The sequence below is a fragment of the Parvularcula sp. IMCC14364 genome (assembly GCF_030758415.1).
Taxonomy (GTDB): domain Bacteria; phylum Pseudomonadota; class Alphaproteobacteria; order Caulobacterales; family Parvularculaceae; genus Aquisalinus.
The window spans coordinates 3052089-3065119 of record NZ_CP132334.1 but is presented as its reverse complement, the minus strand read 5'-3'; the positions used below and the strand labels follow the sequence as shown (position 1 = coordinate 3065119).

The 13031-nt window shown below is 51.4% G+C and carries 10 protein-coding genes and 1 tRNA gene; 6 read left to right on the top strand and 5 right to left on the bottom strand.

Features of this window, described 5'->3' with window-relative positions:
* The first annotated feature begins 301 nt into the window (after positions 1-301).
* The 3 genes from RAL90_RS14335 to RAL90_RS14325 all read left to right on the top strand — a co-directional run bounded on the left by RAL90_RS14335 (position 302) and on the right by RAL90_RS14325 (position 2156).
* Positions 302-1081, top strand: a complete 780-nt coding sequence (locus tag RAL90_RS14335) for a 3-hydroxybutyrate dehydrogenase (RefSeq protein ID WP_372340482.1) — start codon at positions 302-304, stop codon at positions 1079-1081.
* 16 nt (positions 1082-1097) lie between these two features.
* The gene (locus RAL90_RS14330) at positions 1098-1340 is read left to right on the top strand and encodes a patatin-like phospholipase family protein (RefSeq protein ID WP_306251812.1); all 243 of its coding nucleotides are present in this window, start codon (positions 1098-1100) and stop codon (positions 1338-1340) included.
* 81 nt (positions 1341-1421) lie between these two features.
* On the top strand, positions 1422-2156 hold the full coding sequence (locus RAL90_RS14325) for a patatin-like phospholipase family protein (RefSeq protein WP_306251811.1): 735 nt from the start codon (positions 1422-1424) through the stop codon (positions 2154-2156).
* Positions 2157-2167: 11 nt separating this feature from the next.
* Here RAL90_RS14325 and RAL90_RS14320 read toward each other — a convergent pair whose 3' ends face one another.
* The 3 genes from RAL90_RS14320 to RAL90_RS14310 all read right to left on the bottom strand — a co-directional run bounded on the left by RAL90_RS14320 (position 2168) and on the right by RAL90_RS14310 (position 4362).
* Complete coding sequence (locus RAL90_RS14320; RefSeq protein ID WP_306251810.1) at positions 2168-2644, bottom strand: YciI family protein; 477 nt, start codon at positions 2642-2644, stop codon at positions 2168-2170.
* A 100-nt stretch (positions 2645-2744) separates the two neighbouring features.
* Positions 2745-3422, bottom strand: a complete 678-nt coding sequence (locus tag RAL90_RS14315; RefSeq protein WP_306251809.1) for a DUF938 domain-containing protein — start codon at positions 3420-3422, stop codon at positions 2745-2747.
* Positions 3423-3429: 7 nt separating this feature from the next.
* Entirely contained in the window at positions 3430-4362 is a 933-nt protein-coding gene (locus tag RAL90_RS14310; RefSeq protein WP_306251807.1) for a radical SAM protein, read from the bottom strand.
* Positions 4363-4546: 184 nt separating this feature from the next.
* Between RAL90_RS14310 and RAL90_RS14305 the strand changes: the two genes are divergently transcribed.
* Positions 4547-4620: transfer RNA gene (locus RAL90_RS14305), tRNA-Gly, on the top strand.
* A gap of 146 nt (positions 4621-4766) precedes the next feature.
* Positions 4767-6887, top strand: a complete 2121-nt coding sequence (locus RAL90_RS14300; protein WP_306251805.1) for a S9 family peptidase — start codon at positions 4767-4769, stop codon at positions 6885-6887.
* 9 nt (positions 6888-6896) lie between these two features.
* On the opposite strand, the gene RAL90_RS14295 is transcribed toward RAL90_RS14300, so the two are convergent.
* The gene (locus RAL90_RS14295) at positions 6897-8771 is read right to left on the bottom strand and encodes a hypothetical protein (RefSeq protein WP_306251802.1); all 1875 of its coding nucleotides are present in this window, start codon (positions 8769-8771) and stop codon (positions 6897-6899) included.
* A 124-nt stretch (positions 8772-8895) separates the two neighbouring features.
* Here RAL90_RS14295 and RAL90_RS14290 point away from each other — a divergent pair, with 124 nt between their 5' ends.
* Entirely contained in the window at positions 8896-10824 is a 1929-nt protein-coding gene (locus RAL90_RS14290) for a S9 family peptidase (RefSeq protein ID WP_306251800.1), read from the top strand.
* Between the two features lie 31 nt (positions 10825-10855).
* On the opposite strand, the gene RAL90_RS14285 is transcribed toward RAL90_RS14290, so the two are convergent.
* Positions 10856-12751 (bottom strand): ABC transporter transmembrane domain-containing protein, encoded by a 1896-nt coding sequence (locus RAL90_RS14285; RefSeq protein ID WP_306251798.1) that lies wholly within the window; start codon positions 12749-12751, stop codon positions 10856-10858.
* Between the last annotated feature and the right edge of the window lie 280 nt (positions 12752-13031).

Below are 13031 nucleotides of genomic sequence, written 5' to 3'. Positions count from 1 at the left end.
TCTGGTTCGTAGCGCTTTCAAAACGCATGATCGATTAAAGGGTTCAAATGTGGCCAATGATTGCGAAAAATGATCCTGCAGGTCACGAAGGCGTGAGGCCGTACCCATCTGTTTTTACAGTCTAATTTTGAATAACCAGAGTATGGGAGCTGCGGCGGCGTAAAAATGTGGCAACAAGGTGTTGGCCCCAATCTCTGCCCGTGCTTTATCGCCAATGGTTCATTAGCCGCCACGCAATCGGGCAAAGCAAGTCCCGTTGCCTAATTTTGAAGGTACCACCACAGGAGTTTTTCATATGAGCATGCTTCAGGGCAAAAACGCTATCATCACAGGCTCAACTTCCGGCATTGGGCTTGGTTTTGCGCAAGGGCTTGCTGCCCAAGGCGCTAACATTGTCATGAATGGCTTTGGCGATGCTGACGAGATTGAGAAAAATCGCCTGCAGCTTGAACAGCATGGCGTAAAGGCAATTTACAATGGGGCCGATATGACGAAGCCAGCTGAGATCGCTGCGCTGGTCAGTGAGGCAAAGGAGACATTTGGCAGCATTGATATTCTTGTGAATAACGCTGGTATACAGAAAGTTTCGCCTATTGATGAATTTCCTGATGACAAGTGGGATGCTATTATTGCCATAAACCTTTCATCAGCATTCCATACAATCAAACACTCTGTTCCAATCATGAAATCACAGGGCTCCGGGCGCATAATAAACCTTGCCTCAGTTCACGGATTGGTTGCTTCCCCTTTTAAGTCAGCTTACGTGGCGGCAAAGCACGGTATCATCGGTCTGACCAAGACCGTAGCGCTTGAGGTTGCCGAATATGGTATAACCTGCAACGCTATTTGTCCCGGCTATGTTGAAACGCCCTTGGTCGCGGGACAGATAACAGATACGGCAAAGGCGCGTGGCATGACGGAAGAAGAAGTCAAGAATAATGTTATGCTGAAAGCACAGCCAACCAAGCGCTTTATTACCTATGACCAGTTAAATGGACTGATTGTTTATCTGTGCTCGGAGGCTGGCGCTGGTGCCAATGGTGCTTCTATCAATATCGATGGCGGCTGGGTCGCTCAATAAGTCAGGACAAGGTGGCATGACCAAGTCAAATACAAAACGACTGGATATTGCCCTGCAAGGGGGCGGCGCCCATGGCGCCTTCGCCTGGGGTGTGCTTGACTACCTGCTGGAAGATGGCCGTGTCGAATTCTCCAGTATCACAGCCGCTTCGGCAGGCGCGATGAACGCCACGATCATGTGCTACGGAATGACGCTGGGCGGGCCTGAACAGGCGCGCCAGTGCCTGCACAATTTCTGGGAAGATATTGGCAAAACCTAACTCAGTTGGGATCAGTTTCTGCCTGAAGTCATTTATGATATGTACCCGCATCTGCAGGACATAAAGGAATGGTCTCATTACATGATGATGGGGACATTCACACAGGCCGTTTCTCCGTACCAGTTCAACCCTATGAACATCAATCCGCTCAAGGATATTCTTGAGCGACATGTGAATTTTGAAAAACTGCATGAGGGCAATACTTCCAAGCTATATATATCTGCAACTAATGTGCGCAGCAGCAAAGTGAAGGTTTTCAGTCGTGAAGAGGTCACGGCTGACGTTGTCATGGCTTCCGCTTGTCTGCCCAACCTTTATCAGGCTGTTGAGATTGACGGCGAGCACTACTGGGATGGCGGCTTTACCGGTAATCCGCCGCTCTGGCCTTTATTTTATGATCGGGAAAGCCGCGACGTATTGGTTGTGATGCTGAACCCGATAGAGCGTCAGGAAATTCCAAAGACAGCCGCGGAAATCCATAACCGCGTTAACGAAATTTCTTTCAACTCATCTCTCCTGAAAGAGATGCGGGCGGTGTCATTCGTTCAGAAACTTATCCGGAAGGATATGCTGAAGGAAGAGTATCGTGACTCATATGTGGACATACTGTTTCACAATATCCGCGCGGACCAGTATTTGCAGGACCTGTCAGTGGCTACCAAGTATAATACGGACTGGACTTTTCTGAAGTCTCTGCGTGACCGTGGTCGCACTTCTGCCCGTCAATGGCTGAACAGAAATTATGAAAAACTCGGTGTTGAATCAACGGTCAGCCTGCGTGATGAATTTTTTGAGAGACATGCAGGACTTGATTGAAAGCACAATGCTTATTCAATTTTTGTTTTCTGAATTGTGCCGTGAATATCGTTGATCATTTTCAAGGCAGCCGACCCGTAATACTTCGTGTACTCAGCTTTGAAGATGCCTGCCGCCACAGCAGGATCGGTTTCCACCAGTGACTGAGCTTCTTCAACCGTCTTGACATCAAAGATGAAAAGCCCACGCTTTGGCTCTCCTTCAATGAAGGGACCCGCCAGAACCAGTTTTCCGTCCTCCGCCAACTTCGCCATATTGGAAAAGTGCCCCCGAAACAGCGCGTTGCGTTCGTCTGCGTCAGTTATCTCGGCTGGGCCAGTCAATAAAGTGACGAACACATATGAACGCATCCCATATTCATCCGCCCCCAATTTTTCTGCAAGATCTGCGTTATATGGACTGTCCTCAGGTTCCGTCGCCATGCTGTGGCTGCCAGCTAGCAAGGCTAAACTTGCAATGCCCGCCATAATCTGAAAGCTGATTTTCATGTTGAAACTCCTGTAATAACTATTCTGCCGGCCTTTGCCCCGATATATCCTTAATCTGAGGCCGTGCCGACCGAATGTCAAAACACGGACTTCACTGCAATCACTCCCTGGAGAAGATAACAGCGAGGTTGTTGGCGGGCATCTGGATGACTTTTTGCAAGGACAATCCGGCCCTGCGCGCTAGCGGCAATATATCCCGGTCGAGGTCACGCACGCCCCAGCGGGGGTCCCGTGACCTCAGACTTTCGTCAAATGCGTGGTTAGAGGGTGCCGTCTTTCCCTCCCTCAGGAAAGGACCATAAAGGAATAATCGTCCCTCTTTCTGGAGCAAGGCACCAGCCCCCGCGAACAGACCCTCGGCGGCTTCAAACGGGGCAATATGGATCATGTTGACAGACATCATCCCGATCAGTGGTGTTGGAATGTCTGGCCGCTTGAACCAGTCGGCGTGTGCCACATCCAGGTCAAGGGGCGCGTGAACATTGGTAAGGTTCAAATAATCTGCCCACGCAATAATACTGCGCCGTGATGCCGCATCAGGGTCGGAGGGGGTCCAGGTAAGGTCAGGCAGTCTGCGAGAGATATGTACGGCGTGTTCGCCGGTACCAGAACCGATTTCCAGCACTGTGCCCATATCCGGCATGTGATCACAGAAGACATCACGAATGGCATCGCGATTACGCGCAACGGAAGGAGATGAGAGGCGCTCGGCTTCGCTTGCCCGCGCTTCCAATGCCAGCTCCTTGCCGGCATGATCTTTCTGATAGTCCTCGGCCATCAATTCGTCAGGAGCAAGAGCCGCCGCCCAGTACACAGAATGTTGCGCAATGGGGATGGTTCAGTTTTACAGGCTGGGATGCCTCTTCAAGAGAGCCGCCAAGGTTGAACTGCTGGTCATAAGCTAAAAGCGTGCAGGCCTGCACTTCTGCCCGTCCGGCCCCTTTGTGTCGCACGACCATGCGTGATGTTGCACACATAATGTCTGATGGCTTCTTGTTCAGTATGCCCCAGCATTCTACAGTAATTTCCGGCGGGTCTCCCCCATCATTCATTTCTGGAAACAAGACAAGCGCTTCCGGGTCAGTTACATCAATCTGTACGCCAATGGAATCGAACACCTTTTTATACCCCTGCCGGGCTTCGGACTCATCCTCGCCCCAGCAGGTGCGCCCCGCTGCAGTCATGGTAAAGCCGTTCTCTGCCAGCCACTGCATCCCGTCCAGAGCGGGTTGATAAGTGTCTTTGCCACGCTCTTTCTCGTGCAGTTCCTTTGAATAATGATCGAGGCTGATGCGCAGTGTCAGCTGACTGCCAAAGCGCTCTTTCAGGTCAAGCAGGCCTTCCTGTACGCGTGGGCGCATCAACGGTTTCATTGCATTGGTCAACACCAGCGTCTGAAAGCCGTGTTCCAGAGTCATTTCAAGGATGCGAATAATATCCTTGTTCATCATTGGCTCGCCGCCGGTGAAGCCAATTTCCTGTGTCCCCATCTGCCTGGCTTCCGCAAGATAGGGGGCCACGTCTTCCGGCGTCAGATAGACAAGTCGGTCATTGGTTGGCGAGCTTTCAATATAGCAATTGACGCATTCGATATTGCACAAGGTTCCGGTGTTGAACCAGAGCGTCTCAAGCTGTTTCAAGCCCACAGCTGCGCGCCGCGTGCCATCAGCCGTGAAATCCGGATCGCTCCATTTGTTGATTGCCGTCCCGTCAGCCATGTCTCTGCCCTGCCTTGTCTGCCTTGGTCGCCCGTCTGGCCGGACGCTGTTGTTGGCAAAGACTAAAGCAACCGGGCGCGGTTGCAAACGGTGTATCCGCTATCCCGGGTAAACTCGTCGTGATCCCGGAATACAGGAATTCTTGACGCATCAGCCCGTCAAGGCCCATAAGTTGTCTTCTAGGGCGGGTATGGTGAAAAGGTATCACGCGAGCTTCCCAAGCTTAAGTTACGGGTTCGATTCCCGTTACCCGCTCCATGGTTTCTTTTTGACCTTAAAACGATAAAGCAGAATATGGTCTGTATTAGCGGCTAGAGGCGAAATCATATTTTGCCATGGAGCTGGGTCAGATGACCTGATATTGCTATTGTTGAATTTCCAGCCAGTCACGAACAATCACGACGATGAAAAAACCAGATTTATCCTCCCCAATCAACGCGCCTGCTGCGCGCAAGGAACCAGTTGAAATTATTCAGCATGGTGAGAAGCGTATCGATAATTATGCCTGGATGAAAGATGAGAACTGGCAAGAGGTGCTTCGGGACCCGTCGGTTCTGAAGCCAGATATCTATCAGCACCTGGAGGCGGAGAATAATTACTATGAATCTATGACGGGTAACCTTGAGGAGCTTCGTCAGCAGCTTGTCGCAGAAATGCGTGGGCGGATTAAGGAGGATGATGCATCGGTGCCAACGCCTGATGGGCCGTATGCTTATTACACCAAATTTCGACAGGGGGGCAATTACCCTGTTTACATGCGTTCAGATCGTGATGGTGGCGCTGAGAAGGTCCTGTTTGATGGCGATGCCGAAGCTGGAGACAGTGAGTTCTTTTCGATAGGGTGTGTCGAGAGTTCGCCAAACCATAGGTATATTGTCTGCGGCGCTGATCGACTTGGTTCAGAATATTATACGTTGCAAGTAAGGGATGCGGACACAGACCAGATTCTTGACGGTCCGATTGCAAATACTGATGGCGAGGCTGTGTGGGCTGCTGATTCAGGCAGTTTCTTCTATATTGAACGGGATGATAACCAGCGCCCAAGACGCGTTAAGCGCCATGTTTTGGGCACACACCCGCAAGAAGACGAACTTGTCTACGAAGAGACAGACACTGGTATGTTTCTCAGTGTGGGGAAAACCACAAGCGGTGTCTATATTATCATTCATATTGGAGACCAGGTAACAACGGAGACACTTTTCATTCCCGCAAATGCGCCCTTTTCAAGGCCGGTTGTTCTTGCCCCGAGAAAAAAGGGAGAAGAATATTATATCGATCATTATCAGGACTGGTTCTATATCAGAACAAACCGGGATGGTGCGGTTGATTTCAAGATGATGCGTACGCTGCTCAGTGCGCCAGAGCGTGAAAACTGGGAAGATGTTATTCCCTATCAGGCAGGTACGTTGATCAGCGATTTCACGAATTTCAAAGATTATACGGTGCGCCTCGAGCGCAAAAATGCCCGCCCTCGGATTGTGGTCGGTCACTATGACGGGCATGAGGAAGAGATTGCGTTTGATGAGTCGGCATATAGCGTCTGGTATTCCCAGGGGCGTGAGTATGAAACGGATACGCTTCGGTTCTATTACGAAAGCATGTCCCGGCCTACAGAGACGATCGATTATGACATGAAAACTGGTGCGCGCCGTTTGCGTAAACGACGCGAAGTGCCCAGTGGGCACAACCCGGAACTGTATGTAGTCGAGCGCCATGATGCTGTTGCGCAGGATGGTTCAGGGATTCCGATGGTTACCTTGCGGCTAAAAGAGACACCATTGAATGGCTCTGCCCCTGTTCTGCTGTATGGGTACGGATCATACGGCGCATATATTGATGATGGGTTCTCCCCCAATGTGCTTTCCATGGTGGACCGGGGGGCGATTTACGCGCTTGCCCATATACGCGGTGGTTCAGCCAAAGGACAGCAATGGTATCTTGATGGCAAGCTGAGCAAGAAGATGAACAGTTTCACAGATTTTGTGTGCTGTGCAGAAAGCCTTGTAGAGAAAGACTATACCTCTGCGGGCCGCATCGTCGCTTATGGCGGATCAGCTGGCGGATTACTGGTTGGCGCGTCAGTAAATTTGCGACCTGACCTGTTTGCTGGTGTGCTTGCTGCTGTTCCATTCGTTGATGTGCTGAATACAATTTCTGATGAAAGCTTGCCTTTGACGCCGCCGGAATGGCCAGAATGGGGCGACCCCATTCACGACCCTGAAGGGTATAGGTGGATTAGGGACTATTCTCCTTACGAGAATATACAAAAGTCCCGCGACTATCCGCCCATTCTCGCGACCGGCGGACTGACAGATTATCGCGTTACTTATTGGGAAATGGCCAAATGGATTGCGCGTCTTCGGGACGAGGCAACGGGTGGACCTTTCCTGCTCCGGATGAATATGTCGGCTGGTCATGGCGGGTCTGCAGCGCGTTTTGAGCAACTGGAGGAGCGTGCACATCTTTACGCATACGCCCTTCATCTCTGGGGACTGCGGGATGCGGACCCCGTCAGCCACAAGTGATCCCGTAGTTCAGGTACAGTTGAAATCTGTTTCGCTGATGCGCGCGCATTGGTCAGGCCATCCAAATTCGTCCCAATAGGTCACCAGACCAATGTCACGGGCAAATGGTTTGAATGCAGGATGCTGGCGGGCGCCTGCTCCGTAGCTTGACCATATATTGCCCAGGGATATCTCGTTCCAGAGCGAATTGATCTTTTGGAAAACATCGAATGCCTTCTCGGTCTCTCCCAGCCTGACGAGAAAATAGGGGATTAAGCCTTCCTTGAGGGGTTTGCCGCTGCTTAAATGCTGGTCAATGATGTCCAATGCCTCTTGTTTTATGGCAGTGTCCTGACTTAGAGAGCCAGCAAGCAAAGTATCAATTTCCTCGGCAGAAAATTCTCTGATAACGCCAAGTTTGAATATCGGCCCGATCAATCGTTGAGCCCGCTCCGTATCGCCGCGAATCGCCGCAGCTTCACCCAGCATCACGTTCGCAGGCAAAAAGCCCAGCATCAGGGCCTGACGGGCAAGGTTCTCACCCCGGTCAAGATTATTCTTCATAATGTTGAAATAAGCCAAGCCGTTGAGACCGTAAGGGAATTTGGGGTCCAGCACCACAATGCGCTCAAAATACTTTTGCGCCTCATCAAGGCGCCCTACTTGCAGCAGGCCAAGGGCATAGTAATGAATAATTTCCACATTCTTCGGATCCAGCGCGATAGCGCGGTTGAGGCTTTCCTGCATCAGCACATATTTGCGCTGCTGCATATACACAGCTCCTAGTATGGCGTGTCCATCAGCAAGATCAGGATCAATGCTGATGGCGCGCAGGGCGCTTGTTTCTGCCTTGATCCAATGTTCTTCCAGATTCACATCGCGATAAGTCGGCATCTGCATGTAAGCTTCCGCAAGGGCTGCCCAGGCGCGGGCGAATTCAGGGTCTTCCTCTAATGCTGCCTCATAGAACGTGACTGCTTTTGGCAAGGCATCCCCAACCCGCGGTATGCTTGCGGCATGTCCCTGAAGATAAAGCGCATAAGCTGCCGCACTCATTGTGGGTGTTTCTACCAGACGCGTACCGTCCTTATTGTGCAGGATGATCTCCAGTTCATCTGAAATTGACCGCGCAATCTTCTCCTGTACGTCAAAGATGTTCTCAGATACTTCGTTATAGCTCTCAGACCACAATACGTATCCATCCGAGATCTCAATGAGCTGGACTGAGATACGAAATCGCCCTTCTTGCTCCCGGATTGATCCGGTCAGGATGTGGTCAACATTTAACGAGGCGCCGATCATCTCAGGATTGGCGGCAGAAGCTTTCATCGCGAAAGAGGATGTGCGCCCTGCGACACGCAGACCATCCAATCGGAAAAGGGTGTTTAGAAGTTCCTCAGCGATGCCATCGGCAAAATACCCCTGATCCTTATTTTGGCTCAGATCTGTGAACGGTAACACGGCGATTGAGATATCATCTGTGCCATGAAAGTGCCCATCATCAGCTGTAGCCGCTTCCCCGGGCGGGACTGTTCTGTAGGCATTCTCTACTAACTGCTTCTGGCTGGTTTCACCGATCCGCCGATCCTTTGTCATCAGATCGGTGCCGATCAGAATCATGACAATGCCAGCCGCTCCATAGATGACGTAATCAAACTTGAAGGTTTTTTTGCTGTCTTTGGCGTCCTTGGAGCTGTCCGTGGATGCTTTGGACCAGAAGCTCCAGTTTATGAGCAGCACCACAGGAAAAAAGGTGATCAACAGCAGGACCATCGCTGAATTTACCCAGTCTGGCATATTCAACGCAGGTACCATCACTTCGGCAATCTGCATGATAATCCACGCGACCATCAGGTAAATGACGATCACCCGGGTGATGGGTCTGTCTGAAAGAGCAGCTAGCATTTTTCCATGGGTGTTATGTTATCCCGTCAATGGTGCGTGGGGCAAGGCATTGCTACCTACCCGGTTTTCTTTCAATCTTGATGGTGCTAGCCTGCCTAAATGAAGGGTCAATATGGGGTTTATAATGGGCAATATACGTTCAGTTTTGATTGCAGCTATCGTGCTAGCTACTGGAAATGCTGCAGCATTACCGCCGATTGAAGCATATGGTGAACTGCCTTTCATCAGTGATGTGTCGATCTCACCTGACGGAGAAAAGCTGGCTTATCTCGCCAATGTTGACGGTATTGACCTGATGAGTGTCTTCAAGTTGGGTGAGGGGACTATTATGGCCGTGAATACGGATAATACAAATGCGCGTTATGTTCGCTTTGCAAATGACAGATATGCTATTGTAGGCGCTTCAGAAGCTACTCGTGCATATGGGGGCAGGTTTGATTATTCGGCAGCTTTCTCAGTCAATCTGGAAAAGCAGGATTTTGTTCAGCTGTTGCGGACTAATGACGAGTTATATCCGGCGCAATCCGGTCTTGGAAAAATTGTCGGGCATGTTGCTGGAGAAGACCGTGTTTTTATGCCTGCCTATATGCGTGGCGGCGGTGATCCTATTTATAGCCTTTTGAAAGTTGATCTCGATAACGGGCGATCAAGAAATTTTGTGCGTGGGCGAAGCACGACGATTGACTGGTTTGTTGACCAGAATGGTAAAATCCTCGCACGCGAAGATTATGATAATCGGCGAAACGAGTATAAGCTTTGGACCAGACCGGGGCGTGATTGGGAACTGGTTTATGAAACTGAGTCTGAGTTCGTTCCGTTTTCAGTTGTAGGTGTCAAGCAGGACAAGTCTGCCCTGATCGTGATTGGTAAAAGCCGCAATGGCTATGACGCCCTCTATGAACTCAGCTTTGATGGCAACTTTTCGCCAGAAATTTTTGTCCGTGAAGATGCAAGTGTTGAGCGCGTCATCACTGACGCCAATCGCATTGTTTATGGTGTTGAATACGGCGGCATGCGTCCTTCCTATGATTTCTACGATGCAGATCTCACTCAGGCAATGCAGCGTGTTCAGAATACATTTGCAGACAGCGCTGTTTACTTCATGGGATGGGGAGAGGAGTTCGATACCTTTTTGATTTTCGTGACTGGTGGTGGCAGTTCTGGTGAATATTATCTGTATGATCGCGTAAATAATGAGCTAAAGCGCACCTTGGGCGCGCGACCGAAGATAACGCAGGAATTTGTCGCACCCGCTGATGTGATTGAATATAAAGCGCGTGATGGCCTGACGATCCCGTCCATTTTGACGTGGCCTTTGAATCGTACACCGGAAGAACGGCAACAGATGCCGTTGATCGTCATGCCACATGGCGGGCCCGAAGCTTACGATAGCGTCCGCTTTGACTGGATGGCACAGTATTTTGCCAGTCGCGGTTATCTCGTTCTGCAACCAAATTTTCGCGGTTCTGATGGTTTTGGCGTAGATTTTCTTCTGGCCGGGCGCGGTGAATGGGGCCTTAAAATGCAGGATGATGTTACTGATGGCGTGCAGGCATTGATCCGCGGCGGATATGTTGACCCGGAGAGAGTTTGTATCATTGGCGCAAGCTATGGAGGTTACTCGGCTTTGGCCGGAGGCGCGTTCACGCCCGATCTTTACCAGTGTGTTGCGGCCATAGCGCCTGTCAGTGATTTGCCGCGTATGCTGGATGACGAGCGCCGGGACCGCGGGCGCGATCACTGGGTATATTCCTACTGGCAGGCGGTGATCGGTGATCGTAGAGAGGAGCGCGAAAAGCTGGACCAGATATCACCTGCAAACCATGCCGCCTCCTTTATGGCACCGGTCTTACTTATCCATGGGCGTGATGACACAGTTGTGCCCATACGCCAGAGTGAAATCATGGAACGCGCCCTGCGGCGTGAGGACAAAAACGTCAGGCTAGTTTGGTTGCGCGGTGAGGATCACTATCTGTCCTCCAGCGAAACGCGGTTGGAGACGTTAAAGCTGCTTGATGCCTTTGTGCGTGAGCATCTGGGGCCAGCACTTTAGGTTTGGACGAAGTCCTGACCAGAAGATCATTTTATCCGCTAAGGGCAGCCTCTGTTTCACGCGCCTGATCGAACTGGAGGCGCGCAAGACGCGCATACAGACCATTTTGTGCAACCAGTTCCGTATGAGTTCCCTCTTCCACAATACAGCCCTCATTCATGACGATAATTCTGTCGGCGGAAAGGACTGTGGCAAGGCGGTGGGCGATAACGAGCGTTGTCCTGTCGCGTGAAATTTCGGTGAAGGCGCGTTGAACTGCCTGCTCGCTTTCTGCATCCAGCGCACTGGTAGCTTCATCCAGCAAAAGCACAGGAGCATTGCGCAATATGGCGCGGGCTATGGCAATGCGTTGGCGCTGGCCGCCGGAGAGGGTGGTCGCGCGCTCGCCCAGGTCAGTATTATATCCATCAGGCAGACGGCGAATAAATTGATCAGCATAGGCGGCTTTTGCTGCTGCAATAACCTCATCATCTGTCGCTTCTATGCGCCCATAACGGATGTTTTCCATTGCAGAGCCTGAGAAGAGGGGCGTTGCCTGCTGAACAATCGCGAATTGCTGGCGTATGCTGTCGGGTGATAGTTCTCTATATGGAATGGTATCAATGCTGATGATGCCGGAGGTGGGGTCATAAAACCGCAAAAGGAGTTGAAAAATTGTACTTTTGCCGGCGCCGGACGGCCCCACCAGTGCGACAGTTTCGCCAGGTGCAACCGTAAACGAGACGCTATCGAGGACGCTATCACTGGCGCGAGAGGGATACGCAAAACTGATATTGTCAAATCGGACTTCACCATGCGTCTTGCCAAGCGTTCTTGCCTCAGGCGGGGCGGCAATATCCGGTGTCTCGTCAAGTAATTCCATCAGGCGTTCAGTGGCCCCGGCAGCACGGAGAAACTCAGCCCAGGTTTCGGTCAGAAACCCTGCCCCGGAGACGGCAAAGAAGGCGAGCATCGAAAACTGAAGAATTTCTCCTGCGCTGATGTTCCCTTTTGTCACTTCGGTTGCGCCATACCAGAAGATAAAAATCATCGCGACGAGGCCGCCAGAGAAAATCACCGCCGTCATGAAACTTCGCGCCAGGAGCCGGGCACGGTTTGCTGTGAAAGTGCTCTCGGCCGTGTCGCCGAAAGCGGCGCGCTCATCATTTTCTCTTGTGAAGGCTTGAACGGTCTGAATGGCGCCAAGGCTTTCTCCCGCTCTGGCAGAAGCATCCGCAAGCCGGTCCTGACTGTCGCGGGAGAGCCGCTGGATGCGGCGTCCCAGAAAGATAGCGGGCAACACTACAACCGGACCGATGGCAATCACCATCAGCGTCAGTTTCCAGCTGACAAGCAACATCAGAATAAGGGCGCCGAGGGTTGTCGCGATAGAGCGCAGCGCAAATGAAACGGACGACCCGATCACTGTTTCAATCAGCGTGGTATCTGTTGTCAGGCGGGAGAGGACTTCCCCGGTTCGGATGCGCTCATAGAAAGTCGGGCTCAGCGAAAGAAGATGGTCATAAACGGCGCGTCGCAAATCTGTAATGACGCGCTGACCAAGTACACTAACATAATAAAACCGCAGCGCGCTGGTAAGGCCGACAAGTATCGCGAGAATTACCGCCAGCCGAAAATAGGAACTGATGGCGGCGGGGTCGCCCAATGCAAAGTTCTTGCAATAGGAAAGTGCCGCGGTGTTATCGCCAAAACCGCAATCTACCAGCAGGCGTGCCGCCGATGGCAGGGCAAGGCTGAGAAAAGCAGCAACGACAAGGAAAAACAGGAAAATGGCAATTTTGCCGGGGTAGCGTGCCACGAAAGGCCATAACCGGCTTAATGGCTTGAGGGAACCGGATTTGTCACGGTGTTCCTTGTCGCGGTTGAGCTCCGCCATGAAGCCTGCGCCAGCGCCGCGGCCGGAGGTCTGTGATGATGTGTCTGACATAGGGAAGTCTCCTCAAGCCGGCGTATATGCGAGAATTCTGTTGAGGAACAGCGTGGCTGTCAGTCAGCGCAATCCCGAAGGCATAGGTTCGTGTGTACAGTAACGTGGAGAGGGCGGTACGCACCGGGGATGCTTACATCAGGATCTGCCACAATGTTGACCAAGACTTACGGCTTCTACCTTTCAATATTGCAATCAAATATAAGAACAAATATAGAACATTTGTGCCTTGATGTCAATACCCAATGCGCCTGATTATCGTCGCTGAGTGTGGCATATA